Annotated in this window: 19 protein-coding genes and 1 pseudogene; 10 read left to right on the top strand and 10 right to left on the bottom strand. The window is 65.1% G+C overall.

Annotated features, from left to right (window positions below):
- Positions 1-10 precede the first annotated feature (10 nt).
- Complete coding sequence (locus tag AC3WL7_RS02400) at positions 11-241, top strand: hypothetical protein (protein ID WP_492749173.1); 231 nt, start codon at positions 11-13, stop codon at positions 239-241.
- A gap of 47 nt (positions 242-288) precedes the next feature.
- Positions 289-669, top strand: a complete 381-nt coding sequence (locus tag AC3WL7_RS02405; RefSeq protein ID WP_492749174.1) for a hypothetical protein — start codon at positions 289-291, stop codon at positions 667-669.
- Positions 670-786: 117 nt separating this feature from the next.
- Here AC3WL7_RS02405 and AC3WL7_RS02410 read toward each other — a convergent pair whose 3' ends face one another.
- Positions 787-1,350, bottom strand: coding sequence for a hypothetical protein (locus tag AC3WL7_RS02410; RefSeq protein WP_492749175.1), 564 nt, complete (start codon positions 1,348-1,350; stop codon positions 787-789).
- A 1,052-nt stretch (positions 1,351-2,402) separates the two neighbouring features.
- On the opposite strand from AC3WL7_RS02410, the gene AC3WL7_RS02415 reads away from it, so the two are divergent.
- A complete protein-coding gene (locus AC3WL7_RS02415; protein ID WP_079221885.1) occupies positions 2,403-2,759 on the top strand; it encodes a hypothetical protein in 357 nt (118 codons plus the stop codon).
- Between the two features lie 72 nt (positions 2,760-2,831).
- Here the strand turns inward: AC3WL7_RS02415 and AC3WL7_RS02420 are convergent, their stop codons facing one another.
- Positions 2,832-3,533, bottom strand: a complete 702-nt coding sequence (locus tag AC3WL7_RS02420) for a hypothetical protein (RefSeq protein ID WP_492749176.1) — start codon at positions 3,531-3,533, stop codon at positions 2,832-2,834.
- Positions 3,534-3,670: 137 nt separating this feature from the next.
- On the opposite strand from AC3WL7_RS02420, the gene AC3WL7_RS02425 reads away from it, so the two are divergent.
- Positions 3,671-4,105 carry a GNAT family N-acetyltransferase gene (locus tag AC3WL7_RS02425; RefSeq protein ID WP_492749177.1) on the top strand — a complete coding sequence of 145 codons (435 nt, stop codon included), beginning with the start codon at positions 3,671-3,673 and terminating at the stop codon, positions 4,103-4,105.
- 31 nt (positions 4,106-4,136) lie between these two features.
- On the opposite strand, the gene AC3WL7_RS02430 is transcribed toward AC3WL7_RS02425, so the two are convergent.
- Both AC3WL7_RS02430 and AC3WL7_RS02435 read right to left on the bottom strand, forming a co-directional pair.
- Positions 4,137-4,658 (bottom strand): hypothetical protein, encoded by a 522-nt coding sequence (locus tag AC3WL7_RS02430; protein ID WP_492749178.1) that lies wholly within the window; start codon positions 4,656-4,658, stop codon positions 4,137-4,139.
- A 142-nt stretch (positions 4,659-4,800) separates the two neighbouring features.
- Positions 4,801-5,730, bottom strand: a complete 930-nt coding sequence (locus tag AC3WL7_RS02435; RefSeq protein ID WP_492749179.1) for a LysR family transcriptional regulator — start codon at positions 5,728-5,730, stop codon at positions 4,801-4,803.
- Positions 5,731-5,879: 149 nt separating this feature from the next.
- On the opposite strand from AC3WL7_RS02435, the gene AC3WL7_RS02440 reads away from it, so the two are divergent.
- From AC3WL7_RS02440 to AC3WL7_RS02450, 3 genes are read left to right on the top strand one after another with little or no spacing between them, the layout of a single operon-like run.
- Entirely contained in the window at positions 5,880-6,644 is a 765-nt protein-coding gene (locus AC3WL7_RS02440) for a gluconate 2-dehydrogenase subunit 3 family protein (RefSeq protein ID WP_492749180.1), read from the top strand.
- Positions 6,645-6,649: 5 nt separating this feature from the next.
- Positions 6,650-8,425 carry a GMC family oxidoreductase gene (locus AC3WL7_RS02445; protein WP_492749181.1) on the top strand — a complete coding sequence of 592 codons (1,776 nt, stop codon included), beginning with the start codon at positions 6,650-6,652 and terminating at the stop codon, positions 8,423-8,425.
- Between the two features lie 10 nt (positions 8,426-8,435).
- Positions 8,436-9,824, top strand: a complete 1,389-nt coding sequence (locus AC3WL7_RS02450; RefSeq protein ID WP_492749182.1) for a cytochrome c — start codon at positions 8,436-8,438, stop codon at positions 9,822-9,824.
- A 46-nt stretch (positions 9,825-9,870) separates the two neighbouring features.
- On the opposite strand, the gene AC3WL7_RS02455 is transcribed toward AC3WL7_RS02450, so the two are convergent.
- The 3 genes from AC3WL7_RS02455 to AC3WL7_RS02465 form a co-directional block, all read right to left on the bottom strand.
- Positions 9,871-10,857 carry a hypothetical protein gene (locus AC3WL7_RS02455; protein WP_492749183.1) on the bottom strand — a complete coding sequence of 329 codons (987 nt, stop codon included), beginning with the start codon at positions 10,855-10,857 and terminating at the stop codon, positions 9,871-9,873.
- 215 nt (positions 10,858-11,072) lie between these two features.
- A complete protein-coding gene (locus AC3WL7_RS02460; protein ID WP_492749184.1) occupies positions 11,073-12,494 on the bottom strand; it encodes an MFS transporter in 1,422 nt (473 codons plus the stop codon).
- A gap of 40 nt (positions 12,495-12,534) precedes the next feature.
- A complete protein-coding gene (locus tag AC3WL7_RS02465; RefSeq protein ID WP_492749185.1) occupies positions 12,535-13,281 on the bottom strand; it encodes an SDR family NAD(P)-dependent oxidoreductase in 747 nt (248 codons plus the stop codon).
- 126 nt (positions 13,282-13,407) lie between these two features.
- On the opposite strand from AC3WL7_RS02465, the gene AC3WL7_RS02470 reads away from it, so the two are divergent.
- Together AC3WL7_RS02470 and AC3WL7_RS02475 are read left to right on the top strand one after the other, a co-directional pair.
- A complete protein-coding gene (locus AC3WL7_RS02470; protein WP_492749186.1) occupies positions 13,408-14,295 on the top strand; it encodes a LysR family transcriptional regulator in 888 nt (295 codons plus the stop codon).
- An 82-nt stretch (positions 14,296-14,377) separates the two neighbouring features.
- Entirely contained in the window at positions 14,378-15,616 is a 1,239-nt protein-coding gene (locus AC3WL7_RS02475; protein ID WP_492749187.1) for an MFS transporter, read from the top strand.
- 25 nt (positions 15,617-15,641) lie between these two features.
- Here AC3WL7_RS02475 and AC3WL7_RS02480 read toward each other — a convergent pair whose 3' ends face one another.
- The 3 genes and pseudogenes from AC3WL7_RS02480 to AC3WL7_RS02490 all read right to left on the bottom strand — a co-directional run bounded on the left by AC3WL7_RS02480 (position 15,642) and on the right by AC3WL7_RS02490 (position 19,365).
- Positions 15,642-16,445 (bottom strand): SDR family NAD(P)-dependent oxidoreductase, encoded by an 804-nt coding sequence (locus tag AC3WL7_RS02480; RefSeq protein ID WP_492749188.1) that lies wholly within the window; start codon positions 16,443-16,445, stop codon positions 15,642-15,644.
- A 50-nt stretch (positions 16,446-16,495) separates the two neighbouring features.
- Positions 16,496-18,013 (bottom strand): annotated as a pseudogene (locus AC3WL7_RS02485) (GMC family oxidoreductase); the annotation flags it as partial.
- 8 nt (positions 18,014-18,021) lie between these two features.
- Positions 18,022-19,365, bottom strand: coding sequence for an alpha/beta hydrolase (locus AC3WL7_RS02490; RefSeq protein ID WP_492749189.1), 1,344 nt, complete (start codon positions 19,363-19,365; stop codon positions 18,022-18,024).
- Between the two features lie 263 nt (positions 19,366-19,628).
- Between AC3WL7_RS02490 and AC3WL7_RS02495 the strand changes: the two genes are divergently transcribed.
- Complete coding sequence (locus tag AC3WL7_RS02495) at positions 19,629-21,428, top strand: glycoside hydrolase family 15 protein (RefSeq protein WP_492749313.1); 1,800 nt, start codon at positions 19,629-19,631, stop codon at positions 21,426-21,428.
- Positions 21,429-21,460: the final 32 nt, after the last annotated feature.

Here is a 21,460-nt window from a genome sequence, read left to right on the forward strand (position 1 = left end):
GGCGATCCTGATGGCGCAGGGCGTGTGTCGTGCCGCCTGGCCATTCAAGCAAGTACGCATCGGCTGCGATTCCCGGGCCGGCAGCGTGCTGGGCGACGTCTGGCATAGCGGCGAACGGATCTGTACGGATTTTGCGATCATCGCCAAGCGCGCTGGCGTTTGCGATGCGGCGTGGGCGTTGAATTCTGAGGGCCAAGGCGCTGGTTGGGCGCTCAGATTTCAAGAGATTTTTGCCTATTAACGTGACGCATCACGGTCGAGCGACTGGAAGGCTCACGAGGAGGCAGCATGTCTGTTCCAATCCGTTGGTGCATGGCGGCGTGCGTGCTGGTGCTTGCGAATGGCTGGGGTGTGCCCGGGCGTGCCCAGGAGGCGCCGGCTGAAGATCAGATCGAGGCAGCCGGCGTCATGGAGATCATCCTGGGTGGCCGAACGTTGGGATCCATCCGGCTGGATGACGGACGCTGCTTTGATCTGGCGTTGCCTGGGGACGTGTTGAAGCAGCCGCGACGTTGGGACGGAAAGCGCGTCGGTGTTCGCGGTCCGCTGATGTACCGGCCACAGGGCCTCATCGAAGGGATGATGTGGTTCGACATCAAGGACCGGAAGGTCGAGGGGTTCGGATGCTCGGAGAGCATCATCTATGTGGAGGGGATCAGGAGGTTGTAGATCCTGGCTGGGGCGAAGTTCTCTAGAACATAATATACATTATGCGAAATCATTGGGGGTTGGGGCTGGGGTGTTGGTCGTATCACTTCGCCGCTTTCCAGACCAATGTGAGCAATTTCACTCCGCCTGCTGAAAGTGCCTGGTGGGACCGTTTGCATAGGTAGTCTGCAACTTCGCCGCGGACTCGTTGAACGCGATTACGTGAAGTCTGTTTCCAGAGCCTCTAACAAAGCTCACTGTCATTTCGTCCACCTTTTCATCGTTGACGTTCCGGAAGAGATGGCCGCCTGTCAGGCCTGTGCCGCCACCTGCAACCTTAAGTAATGCTACAGAGTAGGACGAGATCTTTCGGTCTTCTGGTTTGAATGTGAGGCTGATGTAGCCTTCCCACAGGTCTCCAGTCACATCAAGCATGACTTTGAACTCGTTCTCCTCAGAGTAAAGCTCCATCATGCATGTGCCTTTCAATGTATGCGCAGACTGTTTCAAATCCATGCTAAATCTGATTGCTGCGGTTTCATTCAGGTCGATGGCTGTCCATGGGCCAGAGACGTCCAATCCCCTATAGCGGACCTTGCTCCAATATGGCTCTATGGACTTTGTCCACAAGGAATTAGCTGCCCACAGCAGCCCGCTAGTCAGAACGCCGGTCACAACGCCTAGGAAAACCTCGAATTCCATAGATCCCTACCATGATGAATTTGCTTCCTCGCCGGAACGATGGGTGTCCTCAGTCATTTGGCCCGCCCTACTGCTTCACAGTCATTAATTAGGCGAGTCGGAGCCTGGCGGCAGGCGAGTTGGCTTTGAATCAGCGTTTTTTCCCTTCAATTCCATCTGTCGAGCGTATAAGTTGCTCCGGCCTGTACGCTTATCTTCTTGCTCGGGCCGCCTCTGCAGGAAATGGTGTGGTCACCTTTTGAAATCGGTGCGATTGTGCCAGGTGGATACTCCCAAGGTTTTCCATCAACCAAGACATCCGATCGGTCGCTGCAAGTCACCGCATGCCCGATAGATAGCTGCGAAATAAGTGTGCCCGACGGTGTTTCATTGTCGCTACAGGAGGATGCGGCGACTAGTGCGAGAAGCGTGATGGCTGGTGCTCGATAAGTCATAGAGTTCTCGTGCGCGCGATCAATTGGACGCCAATGATGGACGGCGCGAATCATCCACGACAAACGGCGATATGCCTACATAATTTTGGGTGATCTTAGGTTGCCGAGCTCGGGCTATCAACCCGGCCCTGTGCGTAGTGCATCTGGCGCATGCCAATACAATGTACCCGAGGGCGCTTTGTGTGTCGGTTTTGGCCCTCTCTCAAGACTCTCTCGCCTCATTGCGTGGCAATGGGTCCGTGTGGACAACGGCCACAAATGGCCTGCACCACAAGGCCTCCGCGTTGTTAGCTACTGTGCAACAATGCCAAAAGCGTCAGGGTAGTTGGCGGATTTGACCCCTACCCCTTGGCATGTCGCGTAACCGGGCGTAATCCTAGCCGGGCCACCGAAAAAGGGTGGTCGGGGCTCGAAATCCCGGGAACACGACTGTAGTTAGCGCTTGCCAGCCGGCACCACTCTTTGTGGTACCGGCTGGCAATCCGTCGGCCGGTTATGGCGGGCGGTGCGTGGGGGCCTTGTGCCCGCCCGGGCTTAGTCGTGTTCCGGATTTCGAACCACGCATCGTCCGCAACCTTTATCGGTGGCGGCTTCTGTCTGCACGCAAGGAGCTATGCCATGACCAAGTCCTACTCCCCTGCCCCCAAGCCGACTCCGGAAGCTCCCGCTTCAGAGCCGGCGCAGGATCCCAACAGCCTTATCGCTCTCCTCCACAGCATCGGCGCCGGTGGTGCGTCCGATGGCCAGCCCTGGCCTGAACGCCATCCCCTGCCCTGGCGCAGGATTGCCCTTGCCGATGCGGATTGCGCGTTGGCTGGCCAGCGCGTCATACAGGAAATCCTGCTGGCGGCCGAGCGCGCTCGCCAGAACGGCGATCCGGACCAGTACGTGGGCGATCGGGTGATGGAGGGCCTTGCGATGGCCTGCCTTGCCCTGACGGTCTTCATCCAGGAACGGGTACGGCCCGCGACCTGACCGGGGTACTCGATCTGGCTGGGCCTACGCTCGCGCGGGCCCGGCTGGTGGAGCAGTCGAGCAAGCTCGACGCTACTTGGTCGGCTCCTGCAGGGAGGCTTCCAGCAGCGAGACGTAGGTGTCCAGGCGGGTTCGTTGGGCGATCAGGATCCACCCGACCAGGTACAGCATCACCATGGCGAAGATCAGGATGACGCCTGCCCAGCCGATGTCGAAGACCCCTGTCCAGTCGCCCCAGTGCCAGTTGCGGAACTGCAGGTACAGTGCGACCAGCAGCGGGAACGGGCCAAGGCGCTGCAGCCCCCCGTACATGAGGCCCATACGGTCGACCATGCGGGCTTGTCGGATGCTGACGTACCGGAGGCGCTGCTCGCGATCGGCGCGCGGATACGCTCGGAGTTCGGCAATGACGTCCTGCCACTGCAGAAACTCGCTGTCCATTTCCAATGCGTGGGAGAGCCTGGGCTGGAAGTACTGGCGGTACTCCCGGCGCAGCGTCAGGAAGCCGCCGAGCAGGAAGCCGCCAATCTCGACAACGAGACAGGCAAGCGCCACGAGCAGCAACACACGCTCAGGTATCCAGCGGTCAAGAAATAGGCCGCAGATGAGCCCCACCGCCGCCGCGGCAATGCCGACGCGGAATGACCATTTCTCAGCCTGGCCCGCCTTGGCGTAGATCGATTGGCCCGACAGTTCCTGTATCCGGGTATGGAGCCCGTGGAACGTCAGGGCATCATCGCGTGCCCGCTTTGGCTGCGGAGTGCCGCTGCTCATCTGCATATCCATTGCCTGTCTCGTTCCCGTCCCGGTAAGTAGCTCTTACCAAGCCATCTTAGCGTTTACGGGCTGGCGTTCAGCCCGTGTCGGGTTGTAGCTTACGGATCAGGAAGATCAACAGCGAAGGATGTTGCATGGATGCTGGCGGTATTGGTAAGCGTGGTTATGCGCTGGCGCAGGCCGCCCCGGCGGAGGTTGAGCGACTGTGCGACTCGCTGCAGACGTTCAATCAGCCTTTCATGGGTGACGCTGCGGAGACTCACATCCGTTTGGTGGTGCGGAATCGTGACGGTGCTCTGCTGGGCGGCATTCTTGCCGAAGTGGCGTTGGGCTGGCTGGAGATTCAGGTGCTGTGGGTCGAGCCCGGTGAGAGATCGAGTGGTGTGGGGGCTACCCTGCTGACGGCATGCGAACGCCGGGCGTGCGCGCTGGGTGCGCATGGTGCGCGGCTGGATACGTTTGATTGGCAGGCAGAGGGGTTTTACGCGCGGCACGGGTATGTGTGCTTTGGCCGGTTGCAGGATTACCCGCGTGGGCATGCGAGAGTTTTCATGAGCAAGCGGTTGTAGGCGAACGGCAGTCGAGCAAGCTCGACTCTACTCAGTCGGAATCCCAGTAGCGATTGAACCGCCCTGTCTTCTGATCGTAGAGATAGAACGAGGAAGCGCTGCCGACACGGAAATACTCAAGTGCCTGTGCGCGGCTGCAGACCCTTCCGCTGGCGTCAACAAGGTCATTCACGGTGTTATAGAGGTGGCAGCCTGGAGCGCGCACGTCCAGCCCCATGATGTCGTAGCCGTCTTCCAGATTGTCATCGACGAGAATGTGGCACCGGGACGGCAACTCCGGTCCCTTCGTCCCAAAGCAGACTCTCAGCCCTGAGTGGTGCCTGGCGCGGTCAACGACCAGCGTCGCCTCGTCCTTCAACCCGTCGCCGTTCATGTCGAGGCTTACTTTGGCGTAGGCGGTGGGCGACGTTCGTCGCCATTCGTCCTGCTTCTTGAGGTCTTCAATGCTGACCGCTTTCCAGCCCGCCGAAGGTTCAGCTGACCTGGTTGCCAGCGGTGCAGCGAGCGCCACTGCCAAGGCGGCTGCTGCGCTCAGGGGAGTAAATCGACTCATGGCTATCCGTGGCCTTCTTGAGGGATTCTGCTCCTGCCACCGTATACATTACGGGCCAAGCCAATGCCAGCATGCGGGCATTGGCCTGCTGGAGAAAAGCAGGCGAGCAAGCTCGACTCTACAGTTTGCGGGCGATAGGGGATTAATCGGGTGATGCATGCGGGCCGGTTGCGTAGCGCCAGGCAATGGTGCTACGCAGGTGGCGCTGCAGGTGGTCGAGGAACACGCGCACCCGGGGCGCCAACTGCTTGCCGGGGCCATGCACGGCACTCAGGGGTGAGGTGGCCAGTGCGTGGTCGGGCAGCACCTCCACCAGCCGGCCGGCCTGCAGATCCTCGGCCACATCCCAGATGGATTTCCGCGCAATGCCGGCGCCCTGCACGGCCATCAACTGCGCCACTTCGCCGTCATCGCACAGGGTCGTGGCGTTGACCGGTACGGCAATGGTCCGGCTGCCTTCCAGGAAGCGCCAATGGCTGACAGGCGGGTTGCCGCTGGCGATGCAGTCGTGGCCCTGCAGATCAGCAATGCGGCCCGGCACGCCCCGCCGCTGCAGATACTCGGGCGACGCGCACAGCACCCGCCGGTTCGGGGCCAGTTGCCGCGCAACCAGGCGCGAATCGTCCAGCGTGCCATAGCGCAGGGCCAGTTCGATGCCCTCCCCCACCAGGTCCACCACTTCATCGCGCAGTGAGAGATGTACCCGCACACCCGGATGGGCCTTCTGGAAGCTGCGCACCGCCGGCACCACGTGGCGGCGGCCAAACCCGTTGGGCGCGGTCAACCGCAGCACGCCGGCCACCACATCCTGGCGCTGCTCCAGGGCAGCTTCTGCGGCCTCCACGGCATCCAGCACGTTCTGGCAATGCACCCGGAACAGCTGCCCCTCATCGGTGAGTGAGGCGCGCCGCGTACTGCGGTTGAGCAGCCGCACTTTCAGCCTGCGCTCCAGCGAGGTCAGCCGCTTGCTGACCACCGCCAGGGACACCCCCAGGTCGCGCGCAGCGGCAGACAGGCTGCCGCCGTGGACGATGCGCTCGAAGGTGCGCAACTCGTGGAGGTCATCGATCACAGCACTTCTTTCCGTTGGGGCAATAGTTCCTTTCCCATATTGCCATTACGGAAAGTGTGCTGCATCCACACAATGGGTTCATCAACGGTGTCGGGTTCTGCCTGGCCCCGCTCTGTGAATGCGCACGCGGTCGCGACAGCAAGCGCGCGATGCTTCACAACAGCCACCCTGCAGGTAGCCAGACAATGAAAGACGATCCCGACAATACCTTGCCGGCGCTCACGCGCCGTCGCTTTTTCCAGGGCCTCACCCTTATCCCCGTTGCCGCAGCGCTGCCGGGCTGCGCCCCGGGTGACGCCCCCGGCCAGGCTGCGCCCAGCGCCGATGCGGGCACGCCGTATGCCCCGCAGTTCTTCACGACGGCAGAGTGGGCCTTCGTGGTGGCGGCCTGCGACCGGCTGATTCCCTCGGATGAGGTGGGGCCAGGCGCGGTGGAATCGGGCGTGCCCGAGTTCCTCGACCGCCACATGCAGACACCCTACGCCGCCGGGGATATCTGGTACATGCAGGGCCCCTTCCTGGAAGCGCCCAGCGAGTTTGGCTACCAGGGCAAGCTGGCGCTGCGCGACATCCTGCGCGTGGGCATTGCTGCATTTGATGCGCAGTGCCGACAGCAGCACCAGGGCAAGACCTTTGCGCAGCTGGACCACGCCGAGCAGGAAACGCTGCTGAAGGCGGCCGAGGGCGGCAAGCTCGAGCTGGAGGGCATTTCCAGCAAATTGTTCTTCTCCAACCTGCTGGGTGAGGTGAAGAACGGTTACTTCGCCGATCCCAAGTACGGCGCGAACAAGGATATGGGGGCCTGGAAGATGATCGGCTACCCCGGCATGCGCGCTGATTACCTGGATTGGATTGGTGTACGGGACAAGGCCTACCCCTTGCCGCCCGTGGATCTGGCTGGACGGAGAGGCTGAAGCAGATGGCACTTGTGAAACCGAAGGTCGACGCGGTCATCGTCGGCATGGGCTGGACGGGCGCGATCCTGGCCAAGGAACTGACTGATGCGGGCCTGCATGTGGTGGCACTGGAGCGCGGCGGCGACCGCGATACCCAGCCCGATTTTGCCTACCCCAACGTGGTGGATGAGCTGGAAGGTTCGGTACACCGGCGTTATCTGCAGAGCCTGTCACAGGAAACGGTGACCATCCGCCACAAGACTTCCGATGCGGCTGTGCCCTACCGGCAGATGGGCTCGTTCAAGCCGGGTACCGGTGTGGGCGGTGCAGGCAGCCATTGGTCGGGCGCGCATTTCCGGCCGCTGCCGGAAGACATGAAGCTGCGCAGCAACGTGGAGGAGCGCTATGGCAAGGCCTTCATTCCGGCCGACATGACCATCCAGGATTTCCCGGTGACCTACGCCGAGCTGGAGCCGCACCTGCATATGTTCGAGCTGGTGTGCGGCACCTCCGGCAAGGCCGGTGTCATCAACGGTGTGGTGCAGCAGGGTGGCAACCCGTTCGAGGGCTCGCGCTCGGCCGAATATCCGCTGGGCCCCAATCCCAACTACCTGGGCGGCGAGCTGTTCTACAAGGCGGCCAAGGAAATGGGCTGGCACCCCTACCCCATCCCGGCCTCCAACGCTTCAGGCCCGTACGTGAACCCGTATGGCTGCCAGCTGGGGCCGTGCAACGCGTGCGGTTTCTGCAGTGATTACGGCTGCCTGAACTATTCCAAGGCCAGTCCGAATGCCTGCATCCTGCCGGTGCTGCGCCAGCGCCCGAAGTTCGAGCTGCGCACCCATTCGCAGGTGCTGAAGGTGAATCTGGATGGCAGCCGCAGCAAGGCCACGGGCGTGACCTATCTGGATGCGCAGGGCCGCGAGGTGGAGCAGCCGGCGGACCTGGTGCTGCTGTGCGCGTTCCAGCTCTACAACGTGCACCTGATGCTGCTGTCTGGTATCGGCCAGCCCTACGACCCGGAAAGCAACACCGGGACGGTGGGCCGCAACTATTCCTACCAGAACCTCAACCGGGTGGTGCTGTTCTTTGACGAGACGGTGCAGGCCAACGGTTTCATCGGCATTGGCGGTGCGGGCACCACCATGGACGACCTCAACGGCAACCAGCTGGACAACGCCAAGGCGGGCTTTGTGGGCGGCGGTCTGGTGTGGGCGCGGCAGCCCGGTGCGGGCCCGGTGCGTGGCATCAACGTGCCCAGCGGTACGCCCGCCTGGGGCGCGAAGTGGAAGAAGGCGGCGGCGGACAACTTCCGCCACAACTTCTATTACGAGGTGCAGGGCGCGTGCATGTCCTACCGGCAGCACTACCTGAGCCTTGACCCGACCTACAAGGATGCTTTCGGCCGGCCGCTGCTGCGCATGACCTTCGATTGGCGCCCCAACGAGATCAAGGCCTCGCAGTTCTTCGTGGACAAGGCCATGCAGATGAGCAAGGTGCTGGACCCACTTTCGATGAGCGGCGATGCCAAGAAGGACGGCGAGCGCTACAACATCACCAAGTACCAGAGCACGCACACCTGTGGCGGCGCGATCATGGGCGCGGACCCGAAGACCTCCGCGCTCAACCGCTACCTGCAGAGCTGGGATGTCTCCAACGTTTTCGTGATTGGCGCCAACGCCTTCCCGCAGAACAACGGCTACAACCCCACCGGCCTGGTGGGCGGACTGGCGTACTGGGCGGCCACAGCCATCCGTGAAAAGTACCTGCCCGACCCGGGCCCGCTGGTGCAGGCCTGAGGACGCGACGATGAAGAAGCTGTTCCTCTGGATGGTGGCGGTTGGCCTGGTCGTGCTGCTGGCGGCCCTCGCCTACGCGTTTGTGCCAACCAAGACCCGTGTACTGGCCGATGGCCCTGCGCCCGATGCGGCCCTGATCGAACGCGGCCGCTACCTCGCGGCGGCGGGCGACTGCACCGCCTGCCACACGCGGCCGGGCGGAAAACCGTTTGCCGGCGGGCTGCCGGTGGCCTCGCCGCTGGGCAACATCTACAGCACCAACATCACCCCGGACAAGGACACCGGCATTGGTGGCTATTCGCTGGATGATTTTGATCGCGCGGTGCGGCATGGCATCGCACCCGATGGCCGCACCTTGTACCCGGCCATGCCCTACCCCTCGTATGCGCGCATCACCGATGAGGATGTGCGGGCGCTGCATGCCTACTTCCTGCACGGTGATATCGCCCCGGTGAAGGAAGCGAACAAGCCGGTGGAGATCACCTGGCCGCTGTCGATGCGCTGGCCGTTGGCCATCTGGCGCAAGACCTTCGCGCCACAGGCCGATGCGGTGGCCTTCGATGCCAGCCGCTACAGCGATGCGCAGCTGGCACGGGGCGCCTACCTGGTGCAGGGCCTTGGCCATTGCGGCAGCTGCCACACGCCGCGCGGGTTTGCACTGCAGGAAAAGGCACTGGACGAATCCGGCGCTGCATACCTCAGTGGTGGCCAGATCATCGATGGCTGGAACGCGGTGAACCTGCGTGGCAACCCGGCCGATGGCCTGGGCCGCTGGAGCGAGCAGGACATCGTGGACACGCTGCAGACCGGCCGCAACGCGCACAGCACCGTTGTGGGTACGCCGATGGCCGACGTGGTGGTGCACAGCACGCAGAAGCTGACCGAGGAAGATCTGCGGGCCATGGCCGTGTACCTGAAGCAGTTGCCGGGCAGCGGTCATGACCCCTCTTCGTTTGCTGCCAGCGATGCCACCGCGCGCAAGCTGCAGGCGGGTATCAACGACAGCCGCGGTGCCGAGCTGTTCGTGGACAACTGCGCGGCCTGCCACCGCACCGATGCCCACGGTTACAAGGACGTATTCCCGGCCATCGCGGGCAACCCGACCGTGCTGGCGGACGACCCGACCTCGGTGGTGCGCCTGCTGCTGCACGGCAGTGCGTTGCCCTCCACGGACAAGCGCCCCTCCAATCTGGGCATGCCGGGTTTTGCGGAGCGCCTGAGCGATGAAGAGATCGCCCAGCTGGCAACGTTCATCCGCCAGGAGTTTGGCAACACGGCGTCTGCAGTGGATGCGGGCCAGGCCAGGAAGGTCCGGGCGCAGTTGCAGAAGGAGCAGACACACGCAGCGGCAGCGCACGACCCGACCGATGCTTCTGACGATGAGGCGCCTGCCAAGTAAGCAGCGCGCCAGAGGTGTGGCGCGCCGGGATCAGCCCCGGCGCGCCTCAGAAGTAGAAGCCGATGTTGACGTTCAACCGGGAATGCCAACGCGAGGGGCCACCGCCGTTGATGCCGATGCCTTCGCCACCTGAAAACCACATGTCACGCCCGGCAATCCAGTCGACGTACGTGGTCATGATGCCCTTCTGCAGGCTGCAGCCGGTGACGTTCTGCCATGAGTTGCGTGTGCCGGCGCTGTGCCCCACCGGGCGCGTCATGCTGAGGTTGTTGTAGCAGGTCAGGTCATCGAGCCGGCCCTTCCGCGCAAACGAATAGGCGATGTTGGCACTCGGCACATCGGCCTGCGCCGCAATCTCGAACGGCGCCTGGAAGGCCGACATGGCGATGCGCTCACCGGGGATGTCGTAGCGGTAACGCGCCCACTGCAGCTGCGTCGTCCAGCCATCGCGCTTCCACTGTGCATGCACTGCGGCGCCCTGGTGGCCATGATGGCGACGCGTCTGCGTGTTCTGCACCTTGCCCGCGAAGGCGGATGCGCCCAGCAGCAGCTTGCCCCCTGCCCAGGCATGCGCCTGCTCTACCCGTGCATGCAACCGCTGCCGCTCGCGATATGGCAGCGCGTCGGTCTGCGCCACATCGAACGAGTAGCGGTCATAGCGGGCACCGGAGCCGTACTCGTCGCCGGAGAACCAGCCAAAGTGCCACGTGGTATCGCCCCTGTTGTGGATCAGCACCAGGCCAGGATCGTAGTCATCCTCGATGCCCAGGTAATAGCCGGAGCCGAACCAGAAGCTCTGCGAGGCGGTAGGCAGAAGCCCGAAGGGCACCTGCTGGATGCCGGCCTTCAGCTGCGTCTGGTCAGTGAACTGCCAGCCTGCGTAGGCGTGATGCACGGCGTGGAAGCCGTCGTACCAGCGGTACTGCGCGGAAAAGGAGAAGGGCCCTGCCCCGGCATCCAGGTCTGCCTGCAGCAGTTCCAGCTGCAGGCGGCTGGTAGGCGCGTAGTCCAGCCAGCCGTAGTTGAATCGCACGGCGCCGCCGGGCTCGAAGTAAGGTGCTGCATTTTGGGCGCGTTCTGATGCGCTGGCCTGGAGCGTGATGCCTGCCAATACCGTGGCAACAACAAAGGAAATGGGTCTCACGAGGGCGCCGCACGCCTCCCTGTTCTGCGGGGAAAGCGCGCTAGTGTGCCGTTGCTGCGATGAATGAGGCGTTTGCTGGGCGCGCCGTGACGGCGCTGCGGCACTCATTCAAGCGCGTTTGATGCCAGCGCCGGGCGTGGGGCGCTCAGAAGCGCGGCGGCTGCCATCGCGATGGCGATCATCACGCATGCCACCGCGAAGGCCGTGCTGACCTGCTGGGGCCCTGCCCCATCCGGTGCAAGCGCAAAGAACACCCCGCCCACCAGTGCGACCGAAAGCGCAGCACCCATCTGCATGGCTGCGGTGACCATGCCGGCGGCGAGCCCTGCCCAGTGTGGCGCCACCCGATCAACGTTGAGGCGTACCAGCGCGGGCAAGGCAATGCCCTGCCCGATGCCGAGCAACAGCAACGGCACAGCCAGCCCGCCGGGTTTGCCGGCTGCAGCGAGGCCAGCGGCTGAAAGGAGTGCAAGTGCTTCCAGGCCCATGCCGAAGGCTGCAAGGCGTTCGCCCAGCCAGCGCGACAGGTACAGCCCGCAGCTGGGGCCAAGCAGTTGGCCAACGCCCAACGGAAGGATGGCCAGCCCTGCGGCAAGTGCGTCGTGCTGCAGGCCTGCCTGCTGATACACGGCAAAGACCAGGAAGAAGGCGGCCAGGGCGTAGAAGCACACAGCGGCCAGAAGGCCGCGGGGCAGGCCCGACGAAAGCGTGAGCGCCGACGGCGGCACCAAGGGTGACCGGCCCGAGTCCTCCAGATGCCTCTGGTAGCGCCAGAAGGCCGTGAGCAGCACGGGGCTCGCCACCATCAGTGCCAGGCTCCACCAGGGCCAGCCACGCTCGCGACCTTCAATGAGTGGCACCACCAGCGCAAGCGCACCCGCTGCCAGCAGTGCGGCACCCCGGTAGTCCATCGCCCTCGCCTGCGCTGCCCGCGTCTCACGAACCAGCAGCAAGGCAGCGGGAAGCGCAAGCGCAATGACGGGCAGGTTGATGAGGAAGACGCTGCGCCAGCCCAGGTCCAGCACGTTCACCGAGACCAGCCACCCGCCCAGCAACTGCCCGCCCACGGCGGCGATGCCGAAGGTGGCCCCATACAGGCCCAATGCGCGCCCTTTCTCGGCCGGCGGAAACAGCGCATGGATGGACGCCAGGGACTGCGGTGCCATGACGGCGGCAGACACGCCCTGCAGCAGCCTGCCGGCCACCAGCGTGCCGGCAGAACCCGCCAGCCCGCAGATGGCCGATGCCAGGCCAAACCCCAGCATGCCGCCGACAAAGGCGCGCCGCCGCCCATGGATGTCGCCCAGGCGGCCGCCGAGGATGAGCGTTACCGCGTAGGCCATGGCATAGACCGACACGACCAGCTGGGTGACGTCTGCCGATGCCTGCAGATCGCTGCGGATGGCGGGCAGCGCGACGTTCACGATGAAGAAGTCCAGGGGTGGCAACAGCGTGCCGGTCAGCAGCACCGCCAGTGCCGGCCAGCGGCGCGCATCATGCCCGCCCGGGTTCTGATCGTGATTCATCGGCCTCTCCTGGAGCATTCATTCGGGTCGCAAGCGGGTCTCAGCGCATACCGCCCGAGCCGAGCATGTTCTCGCCGGTCACCCAGCCTGCATCCGCAGAGACAAGGAAGGCCACGACCGAGGCGATGTCAGCCGCTTGGCCGATGCGGCCCAGCGGTGTCTGCTGCTCATTCCAGGCCTGGAAGTCCGAGCCCATGACACCATTGGCGTGTGTGCCTTCGGTCTCGATCAGGCCGGGGTTGACCGAGTTGACGCGGATGCCGCGCGGGCCCAGTTCACGGGACAACACGCCGGTGATCGCGTCGATGGCGCCCTTGGTGCCGGTGTAGATGGCGCTCTCGGCAGGCAGCACGCGGGTGACGAAGGAGCTGACATTGACGATGCTGCTGCCTTCGCCAAGCAGCGGCGCGGCGGCGCCGGTGACCAGCAGCGTGCCCAGGACGTTGAGGTCGAACTGTTGGCGATACAGTTCCTCGGTGGTGTCCTCGATTTTCGCAAACTGGTACATGCCGGCGTTGTTGACCACGATGTCCAGCCTGCCGAAGTGGTCCAGCGCCGCCGCGACCAGCGCATCCACGTCGGTCTTGCTGCGGACGTCGGCGCGTACCGCCACTGCCGTTCCGCCGTTGGCCTCGATATCCGCGACAAGGGCCGCGGCCGCATCTTCAGCGGAGGCGTAGTTGACCACGACGCGTGCGCCATCGCGGGCGAGGCGGCGGGCAATGCCTGCGCCGATGCCCTTTGAAGCGCCGGTGACCAGCGCGACTTTTCCATTCAGTGAGCCCATTGCGTGCAATTCCGGTTCTGGCTGCCCCGGTGTGGGGCGGGAAGTGCATGGTGGGCCTTGCAGGATTGTTTGGGCACTGACACTACTGCATAGTTCACGTTCAATTTTGAACGGGTGGGCCTTGCCGTGGAATGGAGTGACATCCGCGTTTTTCTGGCGGTGGTCCGCAGCCGCTCCCTCGGGGAAGCCGCCCGCAGCCTTGGCGTGAGCCATCCCACGGTCGGGCGGCGGGTGAAGGCCTTGGAGGATGAGGCCGAGCAGCCGCTGTTCCGCAGAACGAAGGACGGCCTGGTACTGACCGATGCCGGCGATGCAGTGTTGTCGCTGGCAGAATCGATGGAGGCATCCGCACTCGCCATGGAACGGCGCCTGGCGGGCAGCCAGGATCGATTGGAAGGCATCCTGCGGATTTCCTCGGCGGACTGGTTTGCTGCCCACGTGCTGGCACCCAGCCTGGCCGAGCTCGGCCGGCAGCATCCAGGGGTGGTACCGGAAATCATTGCCAGCTACCGCCTGCTCGATCTGGCCCGGCGCGAGGCGGATGTAGCGTTCCGCATCGTTCCCTTCAGCGAGCCGGATATCGTGCAGCGCCGCCTGATGGCCATGCCGTACGGGCTGTATGGATCGGAGGCGACGGTACGCGCGGTAGCGGATGATCCGCGCTCGGCCAGGCTCATCCTGATGAACGCGGCGCAGGCGCACTTTCCCGACGTGACCTGGCTGATCGAGACCTTCCCGGAGTCGAAGCCGGCCTTCAGCAGCACCAGTCGCAGCGTCCAGGCGCAGATGTGCGCGCGCGGCGTGGGCGTTGCCGTCCTTCCGCGTCCGTTGGGTGAGCAGGTGGACGGGCTGCATCGCATCGACGCATTCGGGCAACCGCCGGGGCGTGATGTCTGGGTGGGCTACCACCAGGACCTGCGCCATATGGATCGGCTGCGGGCATTGCTGGAGATCGCGGAACGGAGGCTGCCGCACGCCAGTGCGATAGAGCAGCGTTCTTCCAGGGCATCCTGACGCGTGCCGACGCCACGCCGCCATCACGGGCTGGCGCGCATAACACTGCCGGCCTCCCCTTCCGTGCCCTGGCAGCCGCCCTGTGATCGACCCCACCCCCGATGCGCCCGGGCGCCGGCGCGCCGAGCGCGGCCTGGATGGCCTGAATTTCTTCCTGGCAGACGTGCGTGATGGGCTGGGCCCCTACCTGGCCATCTATCTGCTGTCGGTACACCACTGGCAACCGGCCAGCATTGGTGCGGTCATGACGGTGTCGGCCATCATCGGGTTGCTGACCCAGACGCCCGCCGGTGCACTGATGGACCGCATCCATGCCAAGCGGATGACCCTGGCCATCGCTGCCCTGCTGGTGACCACCAGCTGCCTGCTGCTGCCGTGGACGCAGGGCTTTGCGGTGGTGGCCTCGACCCAGGCGTTGAGTGCCGTAGCGGCCTCGGTGATCGCCCCGGCCATTGCGGCCATTTCGCTGGGTGTCAGCGGGCCGCGCGCGTTCGCGCGTCGGATGGGCCGCAACGAGACCTTCAACCATGCCGGCAACGTGGTGGCGGCCCTGCTGGCCGGTGGCCTGGCCTACCTGTGGGGGCCGACGGTGGTGTTCTACCTGATGGCCGTGATGACACTGGCCAGCGTAGCCGCCGCGGGCGCGATCCCGGGGGCGGCCATCAATGATGCGCAAGCGCGTGGCCTGGCTGCCCAGCCGCAGGGGGCAAATCCACCCTCCCCCGGGCGCCTGCTGTTGCGGGACCGCCGGTTGTTGCTGCTGGCCGCGTGCAGCTGCCTGTTCCACCTTGCCAACGCGGCGATGCTGCCCCTGGTGGGGCAGAAGCTTTCGGTGAGCAGCCCTGCCTTGGCAACCACACTGACTGCCGGCTGCATTGTTGCCGCGCAGCTGGTGATGATCCCGGTGGCGTGGCTGGTGGGCGCGCGTGCAGATCGCTGGGGCCGGCGACCGCTGCTGCTGGCGGGCTTTCTGATCCTGCCGGTGCGTGCCGCCCTCTACCCCTTGTCCGATGCCCCGGCGTGGCTGCTGGGCGTGCAGCTGCTGGATGGCGTCGGCGCGGGCATCTTTGGTGCGCTCATCCCCATCATGGTGAGTGACCTGAGCGAGGGGACCGGGCGCTTCAACATCACCTTGGGTGCGGTCACCACGGTATTCGGGGTGGGCGGTGCGCTGAGCCCCGCCCTGGCGGGCTTCATCGTGCAGCGCGAGGGTTATGATGCCGCCTTCCTGGTGCTGGCGGTGATCGCCACGGCGGCATTGCTGCTGGCGTTGAAGGTGCCGGAGACACGGCGTGGGCTGGCAATCGAGCGCTCCCCGTAGGGAGCGCAGGCGAGCTAGCTCTCCGTTACCCGGCCAGGGTGAAGACTGAGCCTGAGTCAACGCGGATGTTGGCGCCATTGATGAAGCTGGCGCGCTCGGAGCACAGCAGCAGCACGGCGGCGGCAACCTCTTCCGGTCGCCCACGACGCTTGAGCACCATACCGGGGCGCTCTTCATCCAGGAAGGTGCGGATGGCCTCGTCGAACGACATGCCCTTTTCCTTGGCACGCTTGTGCATCATGGCGTCGGTCATGGGTGTATGGATGAAGGCCGGCGACACGGTGTTGATCATGATGTTGTCCTTGCCGTACTGCTTGGACAGGCCCTTGGCCAGGCTCAGCACGCCCGCCTTGGACGCGCAGTACGGAAGTTCGTCGGTATACGGCTGCACGGCATCTTCCGAAGCAAACAGCACGATGCGACCCCAGCCCTTGGCACGCATCGCAGGGATGGCCTGGCGGCACATGCGTACAGCGCCCATCAGGTTGATGTCCAGGGTGCGCAGCCAGCCCTCGTCGCCCACCTCAAGAAAATCGCCGGTGGCCCCGGTGACGCCGGCCGCGTTGACGTAGATATCCGGGTCGCCCAGCGCGCCGCGTACGGTGGCCCAGATGCGCTCGACGTCCTTGGCTTCGGTCACGTCACCGGCGACGGCCATCACCTCGCCCAGCGGCGTCAGCTCCTGCAGGGCCTCATCCAGCGTGCCGTCGGGCACGTCGGTGATGGCAACGCGCGCGCCGGCCTGCAGCAGTTCGCGTGCGGTCTGTTTGCCCATGCCCGAATCAGCGCCGCTGACCAGCGCGATGCGCCCTTCTATTCCGAGATCCATGATGTGTCCTTCTTGGGGGAGAGTGTGGTGCGGCGCGGTGGCAGCGTCTGCAGGAAGCGCTCGGCGGTGCGCAGGCCCAGCGCCATCTGGGTCAATGCCGGGTTGGCGGCCAGCGCGCTGGGGAAGGTGGAGTTGTCGCAGATGAAGAGATTGGGGATGTCGAAGCTGCGGCCGTCGCCATCCACGACCGCGGTTTCAGCCGAATCGCCCATGCGGCAGGTACCGAGGGTGTGGGCCGAGCGCGCGGCGGCGAAGATGCCGGTAGCACCTGCGGCCTGCCAGATGCGGGTGAGCTGGACCTGCGCGTGCGCGTCCAGTGCCCTTTCGTTCGCGCCGTAGCTGAAATCGACCCGCGCGCGCCGCATGCCAAAGGCATCACGCTCGTCGCTGAGGGTCAGCTGGTTGCCGTCCTGTGGCAGGCATTCGCCGTTGATGCCGATGCCGGCCAGATGCCGGTAGGAAGAGAACGCATCCACCAGTGGCTGGCCCCACAGGCCGGCGCCCCGGGCCAGTGTATTGGCCAGTGTGGCTGGCTGCACGCCCAGGCTCTGTACCAGGTAGCCCCCAGCGAACGAGGCGTCGTGCGGCCGCACGAAATCTTCTGTGATGAGCGAAGACGGGTAGCCGCGGTTCATGCACATGTCAGCTGCGAAGAACCCCCACACCTGGGTGGCCACGTGGGCCATGAAGTTGCGGCCGACCTGGCCGCTGCTGTTGGCCAGCCCCAGGTTGAGCAGAAGGCGCGGTGTTTCCACGCCGCCGGCGCACAGGAAGGCAGCGGAGCATTTCACCCGGTGCAGGCGATGCTCGCGTTGATAGACGACTGCAGTGATGCGGCCGTGGGCATCGCGCTCCAGATCCACCACCCGGCTCTGATCGCGAATCGCGGCACCGTGTGCCACGGCCCACGGCAGCCAGGAGGTATCCATGGTGGCCTTCGCGCCGTTGCTGCAGCCCTGGTGGCATGCGCCGCAGTGGTTGCAGGGCTGGCGCAGACCCCAGTGCGGCTGCTGCCGTGCCTGGCTGACCAGCGCGGCAGGCGCATCCGTGGCGCGCACGCCCAGTGCATCACAGCCACGCTGCATGGCCTGGGCGGAAGCGTTGCGCAGCACGGGTGGATAGCCGTATTGGCGGGAGGCGTCCCACGGATAGTGGGCAGGGCCGGATACACCAATGAACGCCTCGACGCGCTGCACGTACGCCTGCAGCTCTGCCGCTGCGATGGGCCAATCGGCCCCCTGCCCTGTCAGCGAGCGCAGGCGCAGATCGCGCGGGTCCGGCCGTGGGCAGAATGCACCCCAATGGAGGGTGGAGCCACCCACCCCCTGGCCGGAATTGTTGGCCCCGAAGGCGGTGGGGGTCTGGCCGCCACTGAGCCGCTCTTCCATCCAGTAGATGTCGGTGGCCAGTTCGTCTGCGAGGTGGTCATCGGGCGTGAACGTTCGACCCGCTTCCAGCACCAGCACCGATACGCCGGCTTCGGCCAGACGGGCTGCCAGCGGCGCGCCGCCTGCACCGCTGCCGATGATGACGGCGTCGAACGACTGATCTGCGCTGTGATCTGGCATGGCGTGACTCAGCATGGCAGCTGCCACGCGTCGATCATGTCCGCCTCTGTGTGCTCGTAACCGGGGCTCCGCGCACCTTTGCCGCCGACAGCGAAACCGTCATAGCCGATGGCGGCCCAGGTCGAGGGAAGACTCGTCCAGGTTCTGGCAAACAGCGCTCTCGCATCCTCAAACCAGTGCGCCAGTTGGACGGGGTCCAGCATGGCGTTGTCTGTTGTGGGCGCGCTCTGCTGTTGCACCCGATCAAGCAGTGCGTGCTGTTCAGCCGGGGCAAGCGTGGCGAATCCGTTGGCGGCCGCATCCAGTTGATCCAAGGCCTGCGCCCACGCCTCGGCGTCGGCAGGCAGATCGGCAAAGCGCCAGCCATCGCTTTCGTGGTTCACAAGCGAGTGAGCGACGCGCAACGCCAGATCGTTGTGGTCTGCGCCGGGTACGAGGCATGTCGCCAGGGCAGCCAGCAGTTTCAGGTGCCCTGCCGGCATTGCCGACGTCGGCAGCGGTAGCGGTCTCGCATGCCGCGCCAGCAGGCGGGCGCGCATGCGCGGTGCCACGCGTTCGGCGTTGAGCAGCTGAATGAATGCCGGTGGCAGTGCGATTGCGGCCAGCGGGAGGGCCCACGCGGCGATGTGCTGGGCAAGCCATTCGGGCTGTTCCACCGGGATCAGGTGCGCGGCGGCCGGCGCGACCTCGACGGATGCATGCAGATAGTGCGGTGCGTTCAGTACGCGTTGTGCCGCTTCGCCCAGGTCACCGTCCTCGGCGCCGGCCAGTATCAGCGCGGGGATGTGCAGATGCGCGGCCTCTTCCTGGCGATGCTCGCGGCTGCCCTGCTGCAGCCAGGCACGCCAGGCTACCGGGTCGGCGCGCAGCACATCGAGGATGGCGACTTCGCGGGTCGCACCCAGCAGGGGCCGATGTGTATTGGCGTCGATGAATGCTTCAGCATGGACGCGCGCGGGTGCGCCGTTGGCGAACCAGCCGAGCATCTTTTCGCGGCGTGCCTCGTCCATGGGCTCGGGGCACGGCGGAGATGCCGCGACCAGTACCACCCCTGCCAGGCCTGCCAGGCCCTGCGCGCCGTCGCGGGCGCGGGCTGCGAGCAGCGTGGCGATCTTGCCACCCATGCTATGGCCGACGGCAAGCCAGCACGCGGGTGCACGGGTCGCGACTTCGTGTTGAAACCAGTCCACCAGGGCATCGATGTCGGTCGCGCCGTCTGCGGTGGTGCCGCCGAAGCCGGGAATATCCAGCGCGACACATTCGAACGCGTCGCCCAGGGAGCGTTGCACAGCACTCCATTCCCGATGGCTGGCGCCCAGGCTGTGCAGAAGGAAAAGAACGGGACGTTGCATGGTGACCTCGGGATGTAGCGGCGCGAGCATGGGCGTCGGTCTGTCCACGTGGCGTGCAAGCACGCGTCAACGAGGTGCAACGATCACGTGGCGTTGAGCACTGCCTCACCCTGCCTGCGCATGTGCCTCTCTAGGTTCAATCCACCCCACGTCTGGACATCCATCATGTGCACCCCCACCGCTGTTCCGGCAGCCTTGCATGCTCGCCGGAGGGTGCGTTGATGTCGACGTTGCCCGAAGCTGCTTCCCCCGATGCGTCTCCGGTGAGCGATGCCCCGGTGTCCATCGAGCGCAGGAAGGACGGTGCGCTGCCCATTGAACAATACTCGGCGCTGGGCGAAGGCCGCTCCGTTGCCTTGACCGGCTGCGATGGTTCCATCGATTGGTGGTGTGCACCCAACATGGACAGCCCGCCGTTGTTTGATCGGCTGCTGGACGGCAGCAGTGGCGGCTACTTCAGCATCGCGCCTACCGAGCCCTGCACCGTCGAACGCCATTACCGCGCGGACAGCAACGTGCTGGAGACGGTCTTCACCACGGCATCCGGCCGTGCGTCGCTGACGGAATCGCTGAACAGCGGCAACGCGGGCCGCCTGCCCTGGTGCGAGCTGGCGCGGCGCATCGAGGGCCTGGAAGGCGAAGTGCGTTTTGCTGTGCACATCTGCCCCAGCACCCGTGCGCAGTCCGCCAGCCCCTACTGCTCGTCCATTGGCGAACACACGGTCTTCCATGTGCAGCGGTTGCTGGGCGTGGCCATCCATCATCCGGCATTGCAGCTGCGCTGGACCGATGAAGGTGCACGCGGTGAATGCACGGTCGCTGCCGGCGAGCGGGTGACCGTTGCGCTGGTGGTGGGTGAGGATGAGCCGCTGGTTGCGCCGTCGGTGGAAGAAGTGGATGGCCGCATCGACCTGACCGACCGTGAATGGAAAGCCTGGGCGCGCAATGTGTCCTACGACGGCTGGGATCGCGCGACGTTCGTGCGCAGTACGCTGGCGTTGAAGCTGCTGCTGTACTCGCCCTCGGGTGCCATCGCAGCGGCCGCCACCACGTCGCTGCCCGAGCGTATCGGCGGTGACAAGAATTTCGATTACCGTTATGCCTGGGTCCGCGACGCCGGGTACACCATCCAGGCCTTCCTGGCCGCCGGTCTGGAAGCGGAATCCAAAGCGGCGTTCACCTGGCTGCTGCGACAGCTGCGGCGCCATGGGCCGAAGGTGGTCTTCACCCTGGATGGCGAAAAGGTGGAGCCGGTGCAGGAACTGCCCATGCGCGGCTACCGCGATACGCAGCCGGTGGTGAAGGGCAACCTGGCCGGTGACCAGCACCAGCACGGCATCTATGGCGACATCTTCGAGACCGCGTTCTGTTTTGTGGCGGCTGGCAACATCCTGGATGGTGCCAGCGCGGAGCTGCTTTCCCGCATTGCCGACCTCTGTGCGGACCACTGGCGCGCAAAGGACTCGGGCATCTGGGAGCTGCCGGAGCTGGAGCATTACACGATGTCCAAGATCAGCTGCTGGCAGGCGCTGGCGCGGGCGGTCGAGCTGGCCGACCAGGGGCAGCTGCCGACGACCTGCCGCGACCGCTGGCAGCGCGAACGCGACCGTATCAGTGACTGGATCGAGACCCATTGCTGGTCCGACGCCCTGCAGGCGTTCGAGATGTACCCCGGCAGCGGCAAGCTGGACGCGTCCGTGGCGCTGGCGGTGCGCTTCCGCTTCGACGGCAGGGACCGCCTGCTGGCCACCCTGCGCGCCCTCGACCGCGAACTGGGCCAGTCCGGCTTCCACTACCGTTATTCGGGCATGCCCGAAGAAGAAGGCTGCTTCATTGCCTGCTCCTACTGGATGGCCGAAGCCTATGCGCGGCTCGGCCTCGTCGAGGACGCCCGGGCGCGCGTGGATGCGCTGAACGGCGCACTGGGCCGCTGCCAGGGCGTGCTGAGCGAAATGGTGGACCCGGCCACGGGCGATTACCTCGGAAATATCCCGCAAGGCTTGAGTCACCTGGCGCAGGTGATGGCCATGGCCACGATTGCAGATACCCAGGGCTGCCCTTGAGCCGCCCACTCTCCCCCGCCCCACGATAAGGA

The sequence above is a fragment of the Stenotrophomonas sp. FW305-3-2-15-E-LB1 genome (assembly GCF_058787375.1).

What these genes read in the sequence shown, in the direction of transcription:
- AC3WL7_RS02400 (WP_492749173.1), top strand. Translation starts at nt 11, where the DNA reads ATGGCGCAGGGCGTGTGTCGTGCCGCCTGGCCATTCAAGCAAGTACGC.
- AC3WL7_RS02405 (WP_492749174.1), top strand. Translation starts at nt 289, where the DNA reads ATGTCTGTTCCAATCCGTTGGTGCATGGCGGCGTGCGTGCTGGTGCTT.
- AC3WL7_RS02410 (WP_492749175.1), bottom strand. Translation starts at nt 1,350, where the DNA reads ATGGAATTCGAGGTTTTCCTAGGCGTTGTGACCGGCGTTCTGACTAGC.
- AC3WL7_RS02415 (WP_079221885.1), top strand. Translation starts at nt 2,403, where the DNA reads ATGACCAAGTCCTACTCCCCTGCCCCCAAGCCGACTCCGGAAGCTCCC.
- AC3WL7_RS02420 (WP_492749176.1), bottom strand. Translation starts at nt 3,533, where the DNA reads ATGAGCAGCGGCACTCCGCAGCCAAAGCGGGCACGCGATGATGCCCTG.
- AC3WL7_RS02425 (WP_492749177.1), top strand. Translation starts at nt 3,671, where the DNA reads ATGGATGCTGGCGGTATTGGTAAGCGTGGTTATGCGCTGGCGCAGGCC.
- AC3WL7_RS02430 (WP_492749178.1), bottom strand. Translation starts at nt 4,658, where the DNA reads ATGAGTCGATTTACTCCCCTGAGCGCAGCAGCCGCCTTGGCAGTGGCG.
- AC3WL7_RS02440 (WP_492749180.1), top strand. Translation starts at nt 5,880, where the DNA reads ATGCTTCACAACAGCCACCCTGCAGGTAGCCAGACAATGAAAGACGAT.
- AC3WL7_RS02445 (WP_492749181.1), top strand. Translation starts at nt 6,650, where the DNA reads ATGGCACTTGTGAAACCGAAGGTCGACGCGGTCATCGTCGGCATGGGC.
- AC3WL7_RS02450 (WP_492749182.1), top strand. Translation starts at nt 8,436, where the DNA reads ATGAAGAAGCTGTTCCTCTGGATGGTGGCGGTTGGCCTGGTCGTGCTG.
- AC3WL7_RS02460 (WP_492749184.1), bottom strand. Translation starts at nt 12,494, where the DNA reads ATGAATCACGATCAGAACCCGGGCGGGCATGATGCGCGCCGCTGGCCG.
- AC3WL7_RS02465 (WP_492749185.1), bottom strand. Translation starts at nt 13,281, where the DNA reads ATGGGCTCACTGAATGGAAAAGTCGCGCTGGTCACCGGCGCTTCAAAG.
- AC3WL7_RS02480 (WP_492749188.1), bottom strand. Translation starts at nt 16,445, where the DNA reads ATGGATCTCGGAATAGAAGGGCGCATCGCGCTGGTCAGCGGCGCTGAT.
- AC3WL7_RS02490 (WP_492749189.1), bottom strand. Translation starts at nt 19,365, where the DNA reads ATGCAACGTCCCGTTCTTTTCCTTCTGCACAGCCTGGGCGCCAGCCAT.